Below are 20,451 nucleotides of genomic sequence, written 5' to 3'. Positions count from 1 at the left end.
CGTGAGCGCACGGTCCCCGCCTCCGGCCCGGCGCGGCGGACACCGGGCCGGAGCAGGTCACCGCGGCGCCCTCATATCCCCCGCTCGGCGGCCACCCGGCCCGCCTTGATCGCCCGCTCCAGCTCGGCGTGGTCCGCCTCCGTACGGTCGGCGTAGGCTACCGCGAAGTCGGCCACCGCCGCGTCGAGCTCGTCGTTCTTGCCGCAGTAGCCCGCGAGCAGCCGGGGATCGGCGCTGTGGGAGTGGGCGCGGGCCAGCAGGGCGCCGGTCATCCGGCCGTAGTCGTCGACCTGTTCGACGGTGAGCGCGGCGGGATCCACGCTGCCCTTGCGGTTACGGAACTGGCGCACCTGGTACGGCCTGCCGTCCACGTCCGTCCAGCCGAGCAGGATGTCGCTGACGACCTGCATCCGCTTCTGGCCGAGCACCACCCGACGGCCCTCGTGCTCCTCCTGCGGCGCCTCGAAGCCGACCGCAGGCAGATACGGCGCCAGCACCGACGGACGCGCCTCCTTCACCTGGAGCACCAGCGGCTCCCCACGGTGGTCGAGCAGCAGCACCACGTACGAGCGGGTCCCGACGCTGCCGGTGCCGACCACGCGGAAGGCCACGTCGTGGATCGCGTACCGCGCCAGCAGGGGCACCCGGTCCTCGGAGATGGTGGAGAGGTAGGCGCCGAGCCCCGCAGCGACCGCCGAGGCCTCCGCGTCCGGCACCCGGCGCAGCACCGGCAGGGCGTCGACGAAGCGCCGTCCGCCGTCGAGGCAGTCCTCGGTGGACCGGGCGGCGAACCGGGCGCTGGTGTTCCTGCGGGCCTTCTCCGAGACCTTCTCCAGGGTGCCGACCAGATCCCGGGCGTCCGTGTGGGAGACGAGCTCCTCGTCCGCGATGGCGTTCCAGGCGTCGAGCGCGGGCAGGCGCGCCAGCAGCCGCATCGTGCGCCGGTAGGCGCCGACGGTGTCGTACGCGCCCTTACGGCAGGTCTCCTCGTCCGCCCCGGCGGTCCGGCCCGCCAGCACGAGCGAGGTGGCGAGCCGCTTGAGGTCCCACTCCCAGGGGCCGAAGACGGTCTCGTCGAAGTCGTTGAGGTCGATGACCAGGTTGCCCCGGGCATCGCCGTACAGGCCGAAGTTGGCGGCATGTGCGTCGCCGCAGAGCTGGGCGCCCACCCCGGTGACCGGGGTCCCCATCAGGTCGTGGGCCATCAGCCCGGCCGAGCCGCGCAGGAAGGCGAAGGGTGAGGCGGCCATCCGTCCGACCCGGATCGGCGCGAGCCCCGGCACCCGGCCCCGGTTGGACTCCTCGACGGCCCGCAGCGCGTCGGGACGGCCCGACGGCAGGACCAGCGAACCGTGCGCGGAACGCGGAACCCGGTCGCGGAGCGCCTTGCCCGCGGCCTTGGCAAAACCCGCCTCCCCGCGCCGGGCGAACCCGGGCACGACCGGTATACGGGGCTCCGCCCCCGCGGGCCGATCTTCCGGAGCCGCCCCAGCACCGGGGCCCGCCCCCGCGCCGCTCACGCCCACGCCTTCGATGACGCCCATGGAGCGTCGCCTCCCCCGCCTCGTCAACTCTCCGACCGAGCACGACCGTACCGCCGTTCCCCCTGCGGCCGTAAGCACCGGTCGGAGCCCTCGTCGGAGCCCTCGTCGGATGTCTCAGCGCGGTCTCAGCAGCCGGTGCCCGGCTCCGGTTCCGCGAGGTACGTGTCCGCCCACTGCCCGAGCTCCTTGAGCGCCGGCTCCATCGCGGCGCCGGACTCGGTGAGGCGGTACGCGACGCGCAGCGGCGGCCCCTCGTCGACCTCACGGATCACCAGGCCGGCCGCCCCGAGCTCGGTCAGCCGGTCCGAGAGCATGCGCTCGCTGATCCCGGGAATCGCGCGGCGCAACTCCGCGAAGTGCACAGGCCGCTGGAGCAGCACCGAGACGATCGGCCCGGTCCAGCGCTTGCCGAACAGTTCGAAGACGCGACTGATGCCCACATCGACCCGCCGACAGGTCTGCTCGCTGTGATCTGCCATACCCCCAGGGTACTGCGCCACCGTAGGTCACTTATGAAAAGTAAGGGACTATGCTATTAGTAGTTACGTACGGAAAGGGGTGGCGTGCCCGTCATCCGCCGCCACCCATCCCCTTCGCTCTCTGTGGAGATCCCCATGGCCACGCTTCTGCACCTCGACTCCGCCGTCCTCCCGCAGGGCTCCGCGTCCCGGGACGTCACCGCCGCGTTCGTCCAGACCTGGCGCGACGAGAACCCGGACGGGACCGTCGTCCACCGCGATCTCGCCGCCGACCCGGTACCCCACCTGAACGCGGCAGCGGTGGTCGCGGGCGCCGACGACCCGCTGCGCCGGGAGCTCGCCGAGGAGCTGGCGGCGGCGGACGCCGTCCTGATCGGTGCCCCGATGTACAACTTCACGATCCCGTCGACCCTGAAGGCCTGGCTGGACCAGGTGATCGTCGTCGGCCACAACACGGGACCGGACTCCCCCGTCGCGGGGACCCCGGTGACCGTCGTCGCCAGCCGCGGCGGCTCGTACGCGCCGGGCACCCCGCGCGAGGACTTCGAATTTGTCCAGAATTACTTGGAGAAGCTGCTCACGAGCATGTTCTCCGCCGAGGTGGACTTCATCGTTCCGGAGCTGACCCTCGCCCACACGCAGCCGTCGATGGCCGAGCTGGTCCCGCTCGCCGAGGCCTCCCGCGCCAAGGCCTTCGACGAGGCCCGGCAGAAGGCCAAGGCCCTCGCCACCCGCCTCGCCGCCTGATCCGGCGGGTACCGCAACAACGAAACACAGGGCCGCGGGACTCGATCGAGTCCCGCGGCCCTGTGTTCAACCGGACGTTTCACGTGAAACGAAGCACAGCAGGGCACGGCACGGCACAGCCCGTCCGGTCAGATCCGCCCACCGGCCGCCGCCGTCGCCCCGACCTCGGAATCGGCCCCGGCCCCGGCCCCGGCCCCGGCAGGTTCGTCGGCACCTTCCCCCTCGGGCTGGTCCCGCGTACCGCGACCGCCCCCACCGCCGCGCGGGCCGCCCCCGGCTCCCCCACCGTTCCGGCCGGCAGCGGCGGCCCCACGGGCCGCCTCCGCGGCGGCGGCGATCTCCCGGGCCTCCCGCTCGGCCTGCTCCGCCTTCTCGCGCGCCTGGGCCGCGAGATCCACCCGACCCTCCGGTTTGATGTGCGCGATGACACCGGGGTGGGCGATCGACGGAAGAAGATGGCGCCACATCTCGGCCACCTGCTCGCGCAGATCCGCCCGACCGGAGTCGGCTTCCGATATCAGCTGGATACCGGTGAACGACGCCACGATGACCTTGGCCGACACCATCGGATCGACATGCGGCAGCACCTCGCCCCGCTCCTTGCCCAGCTCCAGCATCCGGGCCGTCGCGTCGATCCAGTCGCCCCAGGGGTGCGGCCCGCCGAGGAAGACACCTTCGATGGAGAGGCGGGTCCCGGCGCGCGCCATCGCGTTGTGGCGCAGGGCGTAGGCGAACTGCTGGCCCCCGTCGACCAGCGACTGGAGCGGCGATCCCTCCTGGGCGAAATCGACCGTGGAGGTCTGCTCGTCCATGATCGCCTGGGCGATGGCCTCCTTGGACGCGAAGTGGAAGTACAACGCCCCCTTGGTCACCTTGGCCCGGCGGAGGATCTCCGAGATGGCGGCACGCTCGTAGCCGTAGTCGTCGAAGACACTCGCCGCGGCATCCACGATCGACCGCCACGTCTGCACCGCGCGAGCCTGCTTCGCCATTTCCTGCCTCCGGGACGTTCTGTGCGCTCAGCCCTTCACTGCCGAGCAGCCGTCGATCCAGCCTCTGCGGTCAGCGTATGCATGGACGCCGCCCCGCAGACCATCGGTCTGTCCGGAAACCGCTCCAGTGAGCGCCCAGGGTTCCGGCGGGCATACCGACCGCACGCCCTGTTTACCCCGCCTCACCACCGCCGACACAGCCGGCCGGCGAACCGACGACGCAACAACGAAGAACCCCCGCTCCGGATCTCTCCGAAGCGGGGGTTCTCCCGAATCAACTCACAGTCGCAAGCGACTGCCGTTGTGCGCGAGGGGGGATTTGAACCCCCACGTCCCTAAGGACACTGGCACCTGAAGCCAGCGCGTCTGCCGTTCCGCCACTCGCGCAAGAGTGGTGTTTCCAGACTCTCTCTCACCTGTGTGGTGCGAGCGCCTGGCGACATCCGGAAGATTAGCACGCTGGACAGGGTGGATTCACATCCGTTGTTTCGCCGATCCCGGGAGGGGAAGCGGGAACGCGGAGCGACCGCCCCCACTCCTCCAGAGAGCATCGCGTGTGCGGGACACTGTGAGGAGGCCACCTCTACGATCCGTGTGAGGGGTGACACTCATCCACAGGGCAGAGAAGGGGAACCAGCCGATTTCCCGACGCGTGGATACGATCAGTAAGCAGTACAGGGACGATGACACCGGAGGAGGTGCCCCATGGGGGTCATGAAGCGTTTCGAGCAGCGCCTCGAAGGGCTGGTCAACGGCACCTTCGCCAAGGTCTTCAAGTCCGAGGTGCAGCCGGTGGAGATCGCGGGAGCTCTCCAGCGGGAGTGCGACAACAACGCGACGATCTGGAACCGCGAGCGGACCGTCGTCCCCAATGACTTCATCGTCGAGCTCTCCACTCCCGACTACGAGCGGCTCAGCCCGTACTCGGGACAGCTGGGCGACGAGCTGTCCGGCCTGGTGCGCGACTACGCCAAGCAGCAGCGCTACACCTTCATGGGGCCGATCAAGGTCCACCTGGAGAAGGCCGACGACCTCGACACCGGTCTCTACCGGGTGCGCAGCCGCACCCTGGCGTCGAGTTCGTCACAGCAGGACCAGTTCGACCAGCCCCAGCGGCCCGCCCCCGGGCGGCCCGCCCCGCAGGCCCCCGGTGGCTACGGCTACCCGCCGGCCGCCGCTCCGCCGATGCCCGCGGCCCCGCCGCCCGGCGGTGGACGGCCCTCGGCCCCCGCGAGCGACCGGCGGCCCCCGGCCGGGCCCGGCGCCCTGCCGGACGCCCAGGTGCGGCGCTGGATCGAGATCAACGGCACACGCCATCAGATTTCCCGCCCGACGTTGGTGATGGGACGATCCACCGACGCCGACGTGCGGATCGACGACCCCGGCGTATCGCGCCGGCACTGTGAGATCCGGACCGGAACGCCCTCGACGATCCAGGATCTCGGGTCCACCAACGGCATCGTGGTGGACGGGCAGCACACCACCCGCGCTACGCTCCGCGACGGCTCACGGATCGTCGTGGGAAGCACCACCATCGTTTACCGGCAAGCCGAAGGGTGAAGCGGGGGCAATGTCAGAGCTGACCCTGACGGTCATGCGGCTAGGTTTCCTGGCTGTTCTGTGGCTGTTCGTGATCGTGGCCGTCCAGGTCATCCGCAGCGACCTGTTCGGAACGCGCGTCACGCAGCGCGGCTCACGCCGCACTGCCGCCGACGCGCGCCCGCAACAGGGCCGCCAACAACAACAAGCGGCGCCGCCCCAGCAGCGCCAGCAGCCCGGGCGCCAGCGCCGCGGGGCACCCACCAAGCTGGTCGTGTCCGAAGGCACCCTCACGGGCACCACGGTCGCGCTCCAGGGCCAGACCATCACTTTGGGCCGGGCCCACGATTCGACGATCGTGCTGGACGACGACTACGCGTCCAGCAGGCATGCCAGGATCTACCCCGACCGGGACGGCCAGTGGATCGTGGAGGATCTCGGGTCCACCAACGGCACGTATCTGGAACGGACCCGGCTCACCACCCCGACGCCTGTTCCGCTGGGCGCGCCGATCCGTATCGGCAAGACCGTCATCGAGCTGCGGAAGTAGTACGACAATGAGCGAGCGGAGCGAGCGAGCCGCAGCGGCCTGGACGACGGACGCTGCCCGGTTCCCGACCGGAGGGTGGGCAGTGTGGCTCGAGACAGGCTGTACCCCGACGCGGCGTCGACGGGGCAGGTGCGCATGAGTCTGTCCCTGCGCTTCGCCGCCGGATCGCACAAGGGCATGATCCGGGAGGGGAACGAGGACTCCGGCTATGCCGGACCCCGTCTGCTCGCCATCGCCGACGGCATGGGCGGCCAGGCGGCCGGTGAGGTCGCCAGCTCCGAGGTGATCTCCACGCTCGTCCAGCTCGACGACGACGTCCCGGGTTCGGACATCCTGACCTCACTGGCCACCGCCGTGCAGCAGGCCAACGACCAGCTGCGCGTCATGGTCGAGGAGGACCCCCAGCTGGAGGGCATGGGCACCACGCTCACCGCCCTTCTCTGGACCGGCCAGCGACTCGGCCTGGTGCACGTCGGCGACTCCCGCGCGTATCTGCTGCGCGACGGCGTCCTGACCCAGATCACCCAGGACCACACCTGGGTGCAGCGCCTCGTCGACGAGGGCCGCATCACCGAGGAAGAGGCCACGACCCACCCGCAGCGCTCCCTGCTGATGCGGGCGCTGGGCAGCGGCGACCACGTCGAGCCGGACCTCTCCATCCGTGAGGTCCGCGCCGGCGACCGCTATCTGATCTGCTCCGACGGCCTCTCCGGCGTGGTCTCGCACCAGACGATGGAAGAGACCCTGGCCAGCTACCAGGGCCCGCAGGAGACCATCCAGGAGCTCATCCAGCTCGCTCTGCGCGGCGGCGGCCCCGACAACATCACCTGCATCGTGGCCGACGTCCTGGACGTCGACAACAACGACACCCTGGCCGGCCGGCTCAGCGACACCCCGGTCGTCGTCGGCGCGGTCGCGGAGAACCAGACGGTGCTGAACGACGGCGGGGCCATGCAGACCCCGGCCGGCCGCGCGGCCGGTCTCGGCCGCCCCGTCCCGCCCCCCTCGGGCGGCTTCGGCCCGCCCGGCAGCGGTGACTCCGGCTACGGCTCCATGCCGGACGGCTCGTACGACTCCTACACGGACGACGACCTGGCCAAGCCGCGCGGCGGCCGTAAGTGGCTCAAGCGGTCCGTCTTCACCGTGCTGATCCTCGGCGTGATCGGCGGCGGCCTCTACGGCGGCTACCGCTGGACGCAGACCCAGTTCTACGTCGGCGCGCAGAACGAGAACGTGGCGCTGTTCCGCGGCATCAGCCAGGACCTCGCCTGGATCTCGCTCTCCGAGGTCGAGAAGAACCACCCCGAGATCGAGCTCAAGTACCTGCCGCCGTACCAGCGCAAGCAGGTCGAGGCGACGATCGCCGAGGGCAGCATCACCGACGCCCGCAAGAAGGTCGACGAGCTCGCCGCCCAGGCATCCGCCTGCAAGAAGGACGCGCAGCGCCGCGCGGCCGAGGCCGAGGCCGAGAATTCCGCCACTCCCCCCACCACGGGGACCAAGCCGAACACCGCGACTCCCACTCCCGGCCCCAGCCTCTCGGAGGAAGAGAAGAAGCTGGTCCCGCAGTGCGGTAAGCAGTAAGCCGTAGGGGGCCTTCAGCACCATGAGCGTTGTCACCAACACGACCACCATCGGCGCGATCGACGCACCGAGCCGCCGCAACACCGAGCTGGCGCTCGTCATCTTCGCCGTCGCCATCTCGGTGTTCGCCTACGCCAACGTGGGCCTCGCCCTCAACGGCGAGCTGCCCTCGGGCATGCTCGGTTACGGAGCGGGGCTCGCCCTGCTCGGCGGCGTCGCCCACCTCGCGGTGCGGAGGTTCGCCAAGTACGCCGACCCGCTGCTGCTGCCCCTGGCCGTGCTCCTGAACGGCCTCGGCCTGGCGATCATCTGGCGCCTGGACCAGTCCGACCGGTTCCAGGCTCTGAAGACTTTCGCCCCCGCTGCCTCGAAGCAGTTGCTGTTCTCGGCGATCGGCGTGGGCATGCTCGTCGCGGTCCTGGCCGTCCTGAAGGACCACCGCATCCTCCAGCGGTACACGTACATCTCCATGCTCGTGGCGCTGTTCCTGCTGATCCTGCCGATGTTCTTCCCCGCGGTGAACGGCGCCAAGATCTGGATCAAGATCCCCGGCGTCGGTACGCTCCAGCCCGGCGAGTTCGCCAAGATCATCATCGCGGTGTTCTTCGCGGGCTACCTGATGGTCAAGCGGGACGCCCTGGCTCTGGCCAGCCGCCGCTTCATGGGTCTCTACCTGCCCCGCGGCCGCGACCTGGGCCCGATCCTGATGGTCTGGGCCTTCTCGATCCTGATCCTGGTCTTCGAGACCGACCTCGGCTCCTCGCTGCTCTTCTTCGGCATGTTCGTCGTGATGCTGTACGTCGCCACCGAGCGCACCAGCTGGATCGTCTTCGGTCTGCTGATGTCCGCGATCGGTGCTGTCGGCGTCGCCTCGTTCGAACCGCACGTCCAGCAGCGCGTCACCGCGTGGCTCGACCCGTTCGCGGGCTGGGGCGTGGAGCCGGCGAGCGAGCAGATGGCCAAGTCCCTGATGGCCTTCGGCTCCGGAGGCACCCTCGGGACCGGTCTCGGACAGGGCCACTCCGACCTGATCGGCTTCGCCGCCAACTCCGACTTCATCCTCGCCACCGTCGGCGAGGAGCTGGGGCTCGCCGGGATGATGGGTGTGCTCCTCATCTACGGCCTGATCGTGGAGCGCGGCGTGCGCACCGCGCTGGCGGCCCGCGACCCGTTCGGCAAGCTCCTGGCCATCGGCCTCTCCGGGTCTTTCGCCATCCAGGTGTTCGTCGTGGCCGGCGGTGTGATGGGTCTCATCCCGCTCACCGGTATGACGATGCCGTTCCTGGCGGCGGGCGGTTCCTCCGTACTGGCCAACTGGGCCCTGATCGCCATCCTGATCCGGATCAGCGACACCGCACGCCGCCCGGCCCCGGCGCCCGCACCCTCGACCGACGCAGAGATGACGCAGGTGGTCCGACCGTGAACAAGCCACTGCGCCGGATCGCGATCTTCTGCGGAATCCTCGTCCTGGCCCTCCTGATCCGGGACAACTGGCTCCAGTACGTCCGTGCGGACGAGCTGAACAGCCACAAGTACAACCGCCGCGTCCAGATCGAGCGCTACGCCCACGAGCGGGGCGACATCATCGTGGACGGCAAGGCGGTCACCGGCTCTGCCGAGACCGAGGACGGGGACTTCAAGTACAAGCGGGTCTGGAAGGACGGCCCCCTCTGGGCCCCCGTGACCGGGTACTCCTCCCAGGCCTTCGACTCCTCGCAGCTGGAGAACCTCGAGGACGGCATCCTCACCGGCAACAGCGACCAGCTGTTCTTCGACCGGACGCTGTCGATGTTCACCGGGAAGAAGAAGCAGGGCGGCAACGTCGTCACCACCCTCAACGGCGCGGCGCAGAAGGCGGCCTTCAAGGGGCTCGGCGAGAAGAAGGGCGCCGTCGTCGCCCTTGACCCGCAGACCGGTGCGATTCTGGCTCTCGCGAGCACCCCGTCGTACGACCCCTCGGTCTTCGCCGGGAACTCGCTCGAAGACTCGGACGCCCGGCAGAAGCTCCTGAAGGACAAGGACAAGCCGATGCTCAACCGGGCATTGCGCGAGACCTACCCCCCCGGCTCCACCTTCAAGGTCGTCACCGCCGCCGCCGCCCTGGAGAACGGGCTCTACGACGACATCGACGCCAAGACCGACTCCCCGCTGCCCTGGACGCTGCCGCAGACGCAGATCCCGCTCCAGAACGAGGGCAACATCCCCTGCAAGGACGCCTCGCTGCGCGAAGCCCTGCGGGTGTCGTGCAACTCCGTCTTCGGGAAGATCAGCGACGACCTCGGCAACAAGAAGATGATCGAGCAGACGGACAAGTTCGGCTTCAACAAGGAAGTCTTCACCCCCGTCCGCGCCGACGCGAGCATCTACCCCGAGGACAACAAGCCGCAGAACGCGATGGCCGGCATCGGCCAGGCGTCCAACCGGACCACCCCGCTCCAGATGGCCATGGTGGCCTCCGCCATCGCCAACGACGGCAAGCTGATGCAGCCGTACATGGTCGCCAAGCGCCAGGCGCCCAACCTGGACGACATCTACACCGCCGAACCCGAAGAGCTCGGCCGCGCGCTGTCCGGGGAGAACGCCCAGAAGGTCCAGCAGATGATGGAGACCGTCGTCAAGGACGGTACGGGAACCAGGGCACAGATCCCCGGCGTCACAGTGGGCGGCAAGACCGGTACCGCCCAGCACGGTCTGAACAACAGCGAGAAGCCGTACGCCTGGTTCATCTCGTACGCGAAGACCGCCAACGGCTCCCCGGTCGCCGTCGCCGTCGTGGTCGAGGACGGCAACGCCAACCGGGACGACATCTCCGGTGGCGGGCTGGCCGCCCCGATCGCGCGTGACGTGATGAAGGCGGTCGTCGACGGCAAGCAGTGAGACCCGTCACGGCTTCCGCCCGCCCATTCCGGACATCGGATACCGGTCGGATATCGGCTGACGGGTGCGGGCTGATCACTCCACCCGTGCCCGGTAGCGTATGCGCGAACAGCGCACCGCCGGACCACACACACGGGTGCGGTCAGGACTGACGGAGAGGGCTGGAACAGTTATGGAAGAGCCGCGTCGCCTCGGCGGCCGGTACGAGCTGGGCTCGGTGCTCGGCCGTGGTGGCATGGCCGAGGTCTACCTCGCCCACGACACCCGGCTCGGCCGCACCGTAGCTGTGAAGACGCTCCGGGCCGACCTGGCCCGCGATCCGTCCTTCCAGGCCCGGTTCCGCCGTGAGGCCCAGTCGGCCGCCTCGCTCAACCACCCCGCGATCGTCGCCGTCTACGACACCGGCGAGGACTACGTCGATGGGGTTTCCATCCCGTACATCGTGATGGAGTACGTCGACGGGTCGACCCTGCGGGAGCTCCTGCACTCCGGACGCCGGCTGCTGCCCGAGCGCACGCTGGAGATGACGGTCGGCATCCTGCAGGCGCTGGAGTACTCGCACCGCGCGCAGATCGTCCACCGCGACATCAAGCCGGCCAACGTCATGCTGACGCGCACCGGCCAGGTCAAGGTCATGGACTTCGGCATCGCCCGGGCCATGGGCGACTCCGGCATGACCATGACGCAGACCGCCGCGGTCATCGGCACCGCCCAGTACCTCTCCCCGGAGCAGGCCAAGGGCGAGCAGGTCGACGCGCGCTCCGACCTGTACTCCACCGGCTGCCTCCTCTACGAGCTCCTCGCGGTCCGGCCCCCGTTCGTCGGGGACTCGCCCGTCGCCGTGGCCTACCAGCACGTGCGCGAGGAGCCGCAGCCGCCGAGCAACTTCGACCCCGAGATCACGCCCGAGATGGACGCGATCGTGCTGAAGGCGCTCACCAAGGACCCCGACTACCGCTACCAGTCCGCCGACGAGATGCGGGCCGACATCGAGGCCTGCCTCGACGGCCGGCCGGTCGCGGCAGCCGCGGCGATGGGCGCCGCGGGGTACGGGGGCTACGACGGCTACAACGCCGACCAGCCCACCACCGCCCTGCGCCCGACCGACCCGAACAACGCCCCGACGTCGATGCTGCCGCCGGTCAACCCGGACGACGGCGGCTACGGCTACGACGACCGCGCGAGCCGTCGGCGCCAGCCGCAGAAGAAGAGCAACACCTCGACGATCCTGCTGGTCGTCGCGGGCATCCTGGTGCTCATCGGCGCGATCCTCATCGGCCGGGCCGTCTTCAGCGACAGCGGCAACGACAACCAGGTCCCCGTGCCGAACCTGGTCGGCTCCACCGTCAAGGAGGCGGAACAGCTCGTCGAGAGAGCCGGGGTCGTCCTGAAGGTCGCCGGCGAGGAGCCGTGCGAACAGCAGGAGAAGGGCGACATCTGCTCGCAGACCCCCGAGAACGGCGAGATGGAGGAGAACGGGACCGTCGAGGTCATGGTCTCCACCGGCGCCCCGAAGATCGAGGTGCCCGACGTCCTGGAGAAGTCCGAGGACGGCGCCCGCAAGGCCCTGGAGGACAAGGGCTTCACGGTCAACGTGACCGCGGTCGAGTCCGATAAGGCCGAGGGCACGGTGATCAAGCAGAAGCCCGACGGCGGCAGTCAGGCGGAGGACGGCTCCGAGGTGACCATCACGGTCGCCAAGAAGGAGACCCTGGACTTGCCCGACATGCGCACGCGCACCTTCGCGGCGGCGGAACAGCAGCTGCGGGGCATCGGCTTCACCAACATCTCGCGGACCGACGTCGACTCCGAGGAGCCGAAGGACACGGTCATCGAGCAGACCCCGCAGCCCGGCAAGCACGCCAAGGACGCGCAGATCGTCCTCAAGGTCTCCAAGGGCCCGGTCGAGCCGACGGAGCCGCCGGAGCCGGAGAAGACCCAGGTCCCGCAGATCCAGGGCCTGACGCTCGGCGAGGCCAAGGCGAAGCTCCAGGAGGCGGGCCTGCAGGTCGGCAACGTCCAGGGGTCGCAGGAGGACAACGCCGTCGTGGCCGTCGTGCAGCCGGGGGTCGGTGAGACCGTGGACAAGAACTCGGCGGTCAACATCTTCGCCACCCCGGGCGGCGGCGGGGACCAGGGCGGCGGAGGCATCTTCGGAGGCCCGTCGGGCAGGTAGCCCACCCGCCCGCAGGCCGCGTAGGCACGCGAAGAAGGGCCCCGGTCACCATCGATGGTGACCGGGGCCCTTCCTCATGACCCGTGCGTGCGAAGGAGACGGCTAGAGCAGCTCCACCGGCTTCGTACGGTCCTTGTCGACCTTCTCCGTACGCTCCAGCTCGCCCCAGACGATGTAGCGGTACTTCGAGGTGTAGACCGGGGTGCAGGTCGTCAGCGTGATGTAGCGGCCGGGCTTCTTGACGCCCGACTCCTCCGGGACCGGCTGGATCACGTCGACGTTGAACTTCGTGGTCTCGGGGAGCGACTTGTAGACCTTGTACACGTACCAGGTGTCCTTGGTCTCGAAGACCAGCGCGTCACCGTTCTTCAGCTTGTCGATGTTGTGGAACTTGGCGCCGTGGCCGTCCCGGTGCGCGGCCAGCGTGAAGTTGCCCTCGTCGTCCCAGGGGAGGGCGGAGGGGATGGGGTCCGTGTAGTAGCCCGCGATGCCGTTGTTCAGGGTCTTGGGGTCGGTGCCCTTCTTGACCAGCACCTCGCCGTTCTTCATGGCGGGGACGTGCAGGAAGCCGATGCCGTCCTTGGTGTCCAGGGCGCCCGGCCCGTCCGCCCACTTGCTGCGGACCGTGTCACCCTGCCGGTCGGCCTCGCGGTCGGCGAGCACGTTGGTCCACCACAGCGAGTACGCGACGAAGAGCGCGAGCACCAGGCCCGCGGTGATCAGGAGCTCCCCGAAGACGCTGACGGCCGTGGCGATGGGGTGCCTGCTCGGCCGGGGCGCGGGGGGCGCGGACACGTCGGTCCGCTCGTCGTGCTCGGTCCTCGCCGTCACCGCACCGCCCCTGTCGTGATGATGTTCAGCCCACGAGCGCCTTGGGCTTCCCCTCGCTGCGCGGCCGTTCGTCGACCATCTTGCCCCAGACGATCAGCCGGTAGGTACTCGTGAACTCCGGGGTGCAGGTGGTCAGCGTGATGTACCGGCCGGGCTTGGTGAACCCCGATCCGACCGGGATCGGTTCGATCACCGAGATGTTGGACGGCACGGTCGAGGGCAGGACGCTGGTCATCTCGTACGTGTAGTACGCGTCCCTCGTCTCGACCACGATCGGGTCGCCGGGGGTGAGCTTGTTGACGTAGCGGAACGGTTCGCCGTGGGTGTTGCGGTGGCCCGCCACGGCGAAGTTGCCCTGCTTGTCCTCGGGCATCGCCGTCTTCAGCTTGCCCTCGCCGTAGTGGCCGAGCATGCCCCGGTCGAGGACCTTCTCGTTGCTGATGCCCTCGGCAATCGGAACGACGACGTCCAGCTTGGGGATGTGCATGATGGCGAAGCCCTGGCCCGGCGCGAACACCCCGGGCTTGCCCGCCCCCTTGGCCCACTCCTCCTGGATCTTGCTCTTCTCCTGGCCGGCGATCTGCTCGGCCCGGATGTTGGTCCACCAGAGCTGGTAGGTGACGAACAGCAGCATCAGGACGCCCAGCGAGATGAAGATCTCGCCGACGGCCCGGCTGGCGACCACGGCCGGACTGTCCTTGGCCGCCTTCGCCGCGCGTCGCGCCTCCATCCGGGACATGGGGGCGGAGGGCGCGGTGGCATGCCCGGCCGGCGGGGCGGGGCGGCGGCCACCGCGCCCCTTGGCCGCCCGGCGCCGCTCGGCCCGCCCTCCGGTGACCGGCTCGGACCGTTCGTACGGCTCCGCCACTATTCGGCGGGTGTCCGCGGTCCGCAACCCCAGGGTCTCGTCGGCCGGAGCCGCCACAGGAGAAGGTGCGGGAGAGGGCGCAGGGGAAGGCGCGGGAGAGGGCGCGGCAGGGGGCGCAGGGGCCTGCTGGGAGCCGTACCAGTCCCGTCGGTACCCCTCGGGGTCGTACCACTCGTTCGGGGCCCCCTGCGGCGCCTGAGGCCCCCCGTACGCCGGCGTAGGCGGCACAGTCCCCTCCACCGGCGCCACGCCCTGCCGTCCGCCGCCCGCGTCCCCCTGGACGGTCCCGCTCCGGAACCACGGGGAGGCGTGCTGCCCGGGCAGCGGGTCGTTGAGCGGATCGGGCAGCGGCGGGCCCTGAAGTCCGGTGTCGTCCTCGGGGCGGGTGGTCACGCCGCGGCCTTGCCCACCACCGGCGCGAGCCCCGCCGACCGCGCGACGGCCCCCTGGTCGCCGCACTGCTCCAGCCAGTTGGCGAGCATCAGGTGTCCGTACTCGGTGAGGACCGACTCGGGGTGGAACTGCACGCCCTCCACGGCCCGGTCCCGGTGGCGGAGCCCCATGATGATGCCGTCCGCCGTGCGGGCCGTGACCTCCAGCTCCGGGGGCAGCGCGGCCGGTTCGGCGGCGAGCGAGTGGTAGCGGGTGGCGGTGAAGGGGGAGGGCAGCCCGGCGAAGACGCCCTTGCCCTCGTGGTCCACGGGCGAGGTCTTGCCGTGCAGCAGCTCGGGGGCCCGGTCGACGACACCGCCGTACGCGACGGCCATGGACTGCATCCCCAGGCAGACGCCGAAGACCGGAACGCCGGTGTCCGCGCAGTGGCGCACCATCTCCACGCAGACCCCGGCCTGCTCGGGCGTGCCGGGGCCGGGGGAGAGCAGGACGCCGTCGAAGCCGTCCTGGGCGTGGGCGGTGGTCACCTCGTCGTTGCGCAGCACCTCGCACTCGGCGCCGAGCTGGTACAGGTACTGGACGAGGTTGAAGACGAAGCTGTCGTAGTTGTCCACGACGAGGATGCGTGCGCTCACTGCCCGGCTCCTGCCCCACCGGCGCTCGCGCCGTCGACGGTCACTTCACCGAACGGGAGCAGCGGCTCCGCCCAGGGGAAGACGTACTGGAACAGCGCGTAGACGACCGCCAGAACCAGCACGAGGGCGATGACGCCGCGCACCCATGCGTTGCCCGGCAGATGCCGCCAGATCCAGCCGTACATGCTGACCCCTTCATTCGGTACCCGCACCAGACTAGAGTGCCGCGGCCGGAGCGTGGGGCAGCCTGTGGAAAACCCCGGCCGGGCCCGGGTCAGCCGGTAAGGTCCGGCGGCTTCCCCTCGCTCACCGGCCGCGTCGCGTCCAGGTGGGCCCAGGCGATCAGCCGGTGGCTGCTGCCCCACTCGGGCTCGCACGTGGTGAGCGTCAGGTAGCGGCCGGGCCCCTCGAAGCCGGACCGGCGGGGGACGGGGTCGACGACGGCGGTGTCGGTGGGCACGGTCCGGTAGGGCTCCTTGGCGATGCGGTACGTGAACCAGGTCGTGCCGTCGTTGACGATCACCGCGTCCCCGGGGCGCAGCCGGGGGAAGTCCTTGAAGGGGTCTCCGTAGGTCCGGCGGTGCCCGGCGACCGCGAAGTTGCCGGTCTCCCCCGGGCGGGCGGTGCCGCTGTAGTGGCCGAGCCCCTTCTGCAAGGTCCTGGCCTCGGTGTTCTCCAGGACGGGCCACTCCCAGCCGGCGCCGAAGCGGGGGATGTGCAGCGTCGCGAAGGGCTTTCCGTCGCGGTACGGGGCCGGGGACGGGGACGAGGAGGGGCCGGGGGAAAGGGCCGCGGGCTCCTGGGCCCAGCGGCTGTGGAGCGTCTCGATCTCGCCCTCGGCCGCGTCGGCTGCCTTGACGCCCGTCCACAGCAGAACGTAGGCGACGAACAGGATGATCAAGGCGCCCACGGTGATGCACAGTTCACTGAAGGTTCTGACGACGAGCCGTAACGATCGCGCCGACAGTCGTGACGACACCGGACGGCCTCCCCGGGGGATCAGCTCGGGTTCACTCCACAGGCTTCGCGTGGTGGAGGTCCACTGTGCCCGAGTAGCCGGGAAGAGTCACCGCGTCGTCCTCGTCGACTTTCCAGCCCAGCCCGTACGCCTTCACGTACAGCTGGTAGTTCTGGATCGCCGTGGAGTTGTTGAGCGCCTGCTTGAGCTTGTCGGGGTCGCCCACGGCGGTGACCTTGTACGGCGGGGAGTAGACGCGGCCCTGGAGGATCAGGGTGTTGCCGACGCAGCGGACCGCGCTGGTGGAGATCAGCCGCTGGTCCATCACCTGGATCCCGCGCGCCCCGCCCTGCCAGAGGGCGTTCACCACGGCCTGGAGGTCCTGCTGGTGGATGACCAGGTCGTTGGGCTGGGGCTCGGGGTAGCCGGGGTTGGCGGTGGCGTCGGGGGGCGCGTCGTTGAGGGTGACGCTGACGGCGTCGCCGGTGATCTTCGTGGTGCCGGCCGCCTTCTCCAGGGCCTTCAGCTTGGCGTCCTCGGCCTCGGTGGAGCCGTCGTCGCGCTGGGCGAGCGCGTCGATGTCCGCCCGCGCGGAGGCGACTGAGTCGTTCAGCTCGGCGTTGTTCTCGCTGCGTTCCTTGATCAGGTCGGAGAGCTTGAGCAAGGAGGAGTCGCTGCGCAGGTTGGTGCCCTTGGCCGTGTTGGCGCTGGTGACGAAGATCAGTCCGGCCAGGGCGAAAACGGCAGCGGTGAGCCCCCGGGCCGCCCACACGGAGGTGTGCCGGACCGGGCCTTCGGGAGAGTCGGCAGAATTGCTCAACGTACCCTTATCTCATCGGGCGCCATGGAAGCACTACGCTAACGGACGCCCGGGGGAGGCAGCATGCCCCCTGGCATCCCCGCCCCGGCGCCCGCCACAGATCCCTGCGCGGTCACGCAGCGCATCGACAGGAGAGTCCCTCGTGCCGAAGTCACGTATCCGCAAGAAGGCCGACTTCACGCCGCCCGCGGCGAAGCAGGCAACCGCTATAAAGCTGACCAACCGCAGTTGGGTCGCTCCGGTGATGCTGGCCCTGTTCCTCATCGGGCTGGCCTGGATCGTGGTGTTCTACGTGACCGAAGGCGATCTGCCGATCGACGCCCTGGGCAACTGGAACATCGTCGTGGGCTTCGGCTTCATCGCCGGTGGCTTCGCCGTCTCCACGCAGTGGAAGTAGCGCGCCCTCACGCAAGCCTTGCCCTGAGTTACCCACAGAGTTATCCACAGCCGGGGGAAAAGGTCAGACGATCTGTGGATAACCTGCACTCAAGTTGACGCCGGTGTGACTGCAGCCTCCCTCTCCGAGGGGGGCTGCACCTCGTTTTCCTGCAGGAAAAACCCAGCTCAGCGACGGTGGGCACAGATGTTCCCCTTGCCATGCACAAGATCCCGCCCTCACTGTGGACAACTGGGGTCTGCCCTGGGGGCAGAGGCCTCCTTCCCGCCCCCATGAGCGCTACGAACGCGGCTCAGCTCAGGGACATCGTGCGGGCCGCGATGATCGCCACCGACGCCAGCAGCACCAGCGCACAGGCCCCGGCCTGCACAGCCGTACGGTGCTCGCGCGGTGCGTGCACCAGCCCTATCGCGATCAGGACGCCCGCGACGAGACCGCCGACATGCGCCTCCCAGGCGATCCCGCCCATGGTGAAGGTGAAGACCAGGTTCAGCGCCAGCAGGATCAGCACCGGGCGCATGTCGTAGTTCATCCGGCGCATCAGCACCGCGGTGGCGCCCAGCAGGCCGAAGATCGCACCGGAGGCCCCGAGCGACGGCTGGTTCGGCGCGGCGATCAGATAGGTCAGGGCACTGCCCGCGAGCCCGGAGAGCAGATAGAGCGCGAGATAGCGGACCCGGCCGAGCGCCGCCTCCAGCGGCCCGCCGAGCCACCACAGCCCCAGCATGTTGAACCCGATGTGCCACACCTCCTGGTGGAGGAACATCGAGGTCACCAGGCGATACCACTGGCCCTCGGCGATGCCTTCGATCGAGCCGGGCGGCGGCGTCGGGTCCCAGGCCCGGCCGAGCAGCACCAGATCGTTGAGCAGGGACTCCGGAGCGGCCGCGACCAGGACGAAGACCGCGAGGTTGATGCCGAGCAGGATCTTGGTGACCAGCCGCGGATCGGCGGCCACGGTGCCGCCGGCCAGCGTGCGGGGCATGCTCGCGGCCGGGTGGTGGCCGGTGCCCGAGCCCTGGCGTACGCAGTCGGGGCACTGGAAGCCGACGGAGGCGCTGACCATGCACTCGGTGCAGATCGGCCGCTCGCAGCGCGTGCAGCTGATCCCGGTCTCCCGGTCGGGGTGCCGGTAACACGTCGGCACGGCTTCCCCGCCCTCCGGTACGCCCCGGCCCGCCGGCGGCTGCTGGTCCATCGGTCCTGGCCTGCCTCTCGGTCTCACCCCGGGGCACCGCACGCACGGCCGCCCCGCTGGTCCGCTATGTAACAGTACGGACGGGCGGGGCGGTTGGTTCCCGTCGGAGCGGGACGTCAGCGGGTCTCGACGACGACCGACTCGATGACCACGTCCTGCACGGGGCGGTCGGTACGGGGGTTGGTCGGGGTGGCCGCGATGGCGTCGACGACCTTGCGGCCCGCCTCGTCGGCTACCTCGCCGAAGATGGTGTGCTTGCCGGTCAGCCAGGCGGTCGGCGAGACGGTCAGGAAGAACTGCGAGCCGTTGGTCCCCGGGCCCGCGTTGGCCATGGCCAGCAGGTACGGCTTGGTGAAGGCCAGGTCGGGGTGGAACTCGTCGGGGAACTTGTAGCCTGGGCCGCCCGTGCCGTTGCCCAGCGGGTCGCCGCCCTGGATCATGAACCCGCTGATCACCCGGTGGAAGACGGTGCCGTCGTACAGCCGGTCCGTGGACTTCGCGCCGGTCTCCGGGTTGGTCCACTCGCGCTCTCCGGTGGCCAGTTCGACGAAGTTCCTGACCGTCTTGGGCGCGTGGTTCGGCAGAAGCCGGATCTCGATGTCGCCCTGGCTGGTCTTCAAGGTGGCGTAAAGCTCCTCGGCCACGATCTGCCTTCCGTAATCCTTCGCTGACGTCCGCATCCTTCGCCGACGTCCGCCGATCCTCCCACGTACCGGGAAATGTACGGCCGGATGCCTGGCAGAACGGCGCGTTAACCGCCGAACCATGGCATTGTCGTCGGCACACTTCACTTGCACCGTTTTACCGACTTGAACCGTTTTGACGGAAATAGCGATCATGACCCGGATGCCCGTTCTGAGTGCCGGTCATGGCCGCAACAGGCATGATTTCGCATGGGGCGGAAAGGCGGAGTACCTACCCGCCACCAAGGAGGAGGATCCCGTGACCCGCATCGACAGCGTGCGCGCCGCAACCGACTCGGCCAGGGACAGCGCGCAGCACGCCGCGGAAGTGGTGGCGCCGTACGCCGACACGGCCAAGAAGCAGGCTGCACATTACGCGCACGAGGCCCGTGTCCAGCTCGCGCCCAAGGTGACCAAGGCCGCCAAGCAGGCCCGCGTCCAGTACGAGTCCCATCTCGCACCGCGTATCGAACAGGCCCTGACCCATGTGCCGCCGAAGGTCGACGAGGCCGCGCAGCGTGCGGCGCACTCGACCCGGAAGGCCGCCCGGACCGCCGCCGACTACACCGCGCCGCGCGTCGAGCACGCCAGGGCGGTGGCCGTGCCGGTCGCCGAGCAGGCGACCGCCCGCAGCGCCGCCGCGCTGGCCGCACTGCGGAGCAACGTCACGGCCAAGGAGATCCAGAAGCTGGCCCGCAAGCACGAGCGCCGGGCCAGGGCCGGCCGGGCGACCAAGGGGCTCCTGGTGCTGGGCATCGTCGCCGGCGGCGCCTATGCCGCCTGGCGCTGGTGGGACAAGCAGGCCAACCCGGACTGGCTGGTCGAGCCGCCCGTCGCCACCGAGGTGGGTGACGACCGTTCGCCGCTGAGCTCGGTCGACGGCAGCGGCCAGGCCGTGCTCGACCCGGAGGTCAAGGCCAAGCAGGCCGAGGCCGAGGCGAACGGGGACACCCCGGGCCTCGACGACCGCCCCTGAGGGCGCCGCCGCCGTAACCGCACGTAAAAGAAGAGAACGCCGGTCCCCCGCAGGCCTTCACCGGCCCTGCGGGGGACCGGCGTTCTTGTCGTGCCTCCGGCAAGGCCCCCGAGCACACCGGGCGGTCACCCGCCCCTCGCCCACAGCCGCCGTGGAGCGAGTGACACACTGAGCCACGAGGGGCCGGCGCGGGTGTAGCTTCCG

Annotated in this window: 20 protein-coding genes and 1 tRNA gene; 9 read left to right on the top strand and 12 right to left on the bottom strand. The window is 69.8% G+C overall.

Annotated elements, in window-relative coordinates; genetic code table 11:
* Positions 1-71: 71 nt before the first annotated feature.
* Together R2B67_RS18170 and R2B67_RS18165 are read right to left on the bottom strand one after the other, a co-directional pair.
* Positions 72-1,544: a DUF2252 domain-containing protein gene (locus R2B67_RS18170; protein WP_317819521.1), complete on the bottom strand. Its 1,473-nt coding sequence runs from the start codon at positions 1,542-1,544 to the stop codon at positions 72-74.
* 125 nt (positions 1,545-1,669) lie between these two features.
* Positions 1,670-2,023: a winged helix-turn-helix transcriptional regulator gene (locus R2B67_RS18165; RefSeq protein WP_317819519.1), complete on the bottom strand. Its 354-nt coding sequence runs from the start codon at positions 2,021-2,023 to the stop codon at positions 1,670-1,672.
* Positions 2,024-2,158: 135 nt separating this feature from the next.
* Here R2B67_RS18165 and R2B67_RS18160 point away from each other — a divergent pair, with 135 nt between their 5' ends.
* Positions 2,159-2,770 (top strand): FMN-dependent NADH-azoreductase, encoded by a 612-nt coding sequence (locus R2B67_RS18160; RefSeq protein ID WP_317819518.1) that lies wholly within the window; start codon positions 2,159-2,161, stop codon positions 2,768-2,770.
* Positions 2,771-2,898: 128 nt separating this feature from the next.
* Here R2B67_RS18160 and R2B67_RS18155 read toward each other — a convergent pair whose 3' ends face one another.
* The gene (locus tag R2B67_RS18155) at positions 2,899-3,762 is read right to left on the bottom strand and encodes a ScbR family autoregulator-binding transcription factor (RefSeq protein WP_317819514.1); all 864 of its coding nucleotides are present in this window, start codon (positions 3,760-3,762) and stop codon (positions 2,899-2,901) included.
* Between the two features lie 304 nt (positions 3,763-4,066).
* Positions 4,067-4,149, bottom strand: a tRNA-Leu gene (locus R2B67_RS18150).
* Between the two features lie 318 nt (positions 4,150-4,467).
* On the opposite strand from R2B67_RS18150, the gene R2B67_RS18145 reads away from it, so the two are divergent.
* The 6 genes from R2B67_RS18145 (at position 4,468) to pknB (ending at position 12,488) form a co-directional block, all read left to right on the top strand.
* Positions 4,468-5,322 (top strand): FHA domain-containing protein, encoded by an 855-nt coding sequence (locus tag R2B67_RS18145; RefSeq protein WP_109978576.1) that lies wholly within the window; start codon positions 4,468-4,470, stop codon positions 5,320-5,322.
* A gap of 10 nt (positions 5,323-5,332) precedes the next feature.
* On the top strand, positions 5,333-5,851 hold the full coding sequence (locus tag R2B67_RS18140) for an FHA domain-containing protein FhaB/FipA (RefSeq protein ID WP_003967913.1): 519 nt from the start codon (positions 5,333-5,335) through the stop codon (positions 5,849-5,851).
* Between the two features lie 135 nt (positions 5,852-5,986).
* Entirely contained in the window at positions 5,987-7,435 is a 1,449-nt protein-coding gene (locus R2B67_RS18135) for a Stp1/IreP family PP2C-type Ser/Thr phosphatase (protein WP_018513905.1), read from the top strand.
* Positions 7,436-7,457: 22 nt separating this feature from the next.
* Positions 7,458-8,858, top strand: coding sequence for an FtsW/RodA/SpoVE family cell cycle protein (locus tag R2B67_RS18130; protein ID WP_317819511.1), 1,401 nt, complete (start codon positions 7,458-7,460; stop codon positions 8,856-8,858).
* Positions 8,855-10,312 carry a peptidoglycan D,D-transpeptidase FtsI family protein gene (locus tag R2B67_RS18125; protein WP_109978578.1) on the top strand — a complete coding sequence of 486 codons (1,458 nt, stop codon included), beginning with the start codon at positions 8,855-8,857 and terminating at the stop codon, positions 10,310-10,312. Before R2B67_RS18130 ends, R2B67_RS18125 begins: the two co-directional genes overlap by 4 nt.
* A gap of 172 nt (positions 10,313-10,484) precedes the next feature.
* Positions 10,485-12,488, top strand: a complete 2,004-nt coding sequence (gene pknB, locus R2B67_RS18120; RefSeq protein WP_237326850.1) for a Stk1 family PASTA domain-containing Ser/Thr kinase — start codon at positions 10,485-10,487, stop codon at positions 12,486-12,488.
* A 102-nt stretch (positions 12,489-12,590) separates the two neighbouring features.
* Here pknB and R2B67_RS18115 read toward each other — a convergent pair whose 3' ends face one another.
* The 6 genes from R2B67_RS18115 to R2B67_RS18090 all read right to left on the bottom strand — a co-directional run bounded on the left by R2B67_RS18115 (position 12,591) and on the right by R2B67_RS18090 (position 16,993).
* The gene (locus tag R2B67_RS18115; RefSeq protein ID WP_018513901.1) at positions 12,591-13,319 is read right to left on the bottom strand and encodes a class E sortase; all 729 of its coding nucleotides are present in this window, start codon (positions 13,317-13,319) and stop codon (positions 12,591-12,593) included.
* A 25-nt stretch (positions 13,320-13,344) separates the two neighbouring features.
* The gene (locus tag R2B67_RS18110) at positions 13,345-14,580 is read right to left on the bottom strand and encodes a class E sortase (RefSeq protein ID WP_317819508.1); all 1,236 of its coding nucleotides are present in this window, start codon (positions 14,578-14,580) and stop codon (positions 13,345-13,347) included.
* On the bottom strand, positions 14,577-15,215 hold the full coding sequence (locus R2B67_RS18105) for an aminodeoxychorismate/anthranilate synthase component II (protein WP_018513899.1): 639 nt from the start codon (positions 15,213-15,215) through the stop codon (positions 14,577-14,579). The genes R2B67_RS18110 and R2B67_RS18105 overlap by 4 nt, the downstream gene beginning before the upstream one ends.
* Positions 15,212-15,400: a hypothetical protein gene (locus R2B67_RS18100; RefSeq protein WP_018513898.1), complete on the bottom strand. Its 189-nt coding sequence runs from the start codon at positions 15,398-15,400 to the stop codon at positions 15,212-15,214. The genes R2B67_RS18105 and R2B67_RS18100 overlap by 4 nt, the downstream gene beginning before the upstream one ends.
* Before the next feature lie 89 nt (positions 15,401-15,489).
* The gene (locus tag R2B67_RS18095) at positions 15,490-16,194 is read right to left on the bottom strand and encodes a class E sortase (protein ID WP_381074318.1); all 705 of its coding nucleotides are present in this window, start codon (positions 16,192-16,194) and stop codon (positions 15,490-15,492) included.
* A gap of 31 nt (positions 16,195-16,225) precedes the next feature.
* Entirely contained in the window at positions 16,226-16,993 is a 768-nt protein-coding gene (locus R2B67_RS18090) for a DUF881 domain-containing protein (RefSeq protein WP_317819505.1), read from the bottom strand.
* Positions 16,994-17,135: 142 nt separating this feature from the next.
* Between R2B67_RS18090 and crgA the strand changes: the two genes are divergently transcribed.
* On the top strand, positions 17,136-17,390 hold the full coding sequence (gene crgA, locus R2B67_RS18085; RefSeq protein ID WP_018513895.1) for a cell division protein CrgA: 255 nt from the start codon (positions 17,136-17,138) through the stop codon (positions 17,388-17,390).
* Between the two features lie 292 nt (positions 17,391-17,682).
* On the opposite strand, the gene R2B67_RS18080 is transcribed toward crgA, so the two are convergent.
* Together R2B67_RS18080 and R2B67_RS18075 are read right to left on the bottom strand one after the other, a co-directional pair.
* Positions 17,683-18,588: a rhomboid family intramembrane serine protease gene (locus R2B67_RS18080; RefSeq protein ID WP_018513894.1), complete on the bottom strand. Its 906-nt coding sequence runs from the start codon at positions 18,586-18,588 to the stop codon at positions 17,683-17,685.
* A 116-nt stretch (positions 18,589-18,704) separates the two neighbouring features.
* The gene (locus R2B67_RS18075) at positions 18,705-19,232 is read right to left on the bottom strand and encodes a peptidylprolyl isomerase (RefSeq protein ID WP_237326855.1); all 528 of its coding nucleotides are present in this window, start codon (positions 19,230-19,232) and stop codon (positions 18,705-18,707) included.
* Positions 19,233-19,530: 298 nt separating this feature from the next.
* On the opposite strand from R2B67_RS18075, the gene R2B67_RS18070 reads away from it, so the two are divergent.
* Complete coding sequence (locus tag R2B67_RS18070; protein ID WP_317819501.1) at positions 19,531-20,247, top strand: DUF5324 family protein; 717 nt, start codon at positions 19,531-19,533, stop codon at positions 20,245-20,247.
* Positions 20,248-20,451 lie beyond the last annotated feature (204 nt).

This window comes from Streptomyces cyaneofuscatus (assembly GCF_033109485.1).
In the GTDB taxonomy this organism is placed as follows: Bacteria; Actinomycetota; Actinomycetes; order Streptomycetales; family Streptomycetaceae; genus Streptomyces; species Streptomyces cyaneofuscatus.
Note: the sequence above shows the minus strand (reverse complement) of the source record. Positions and strands in the feature narration are given on the sequence as shown.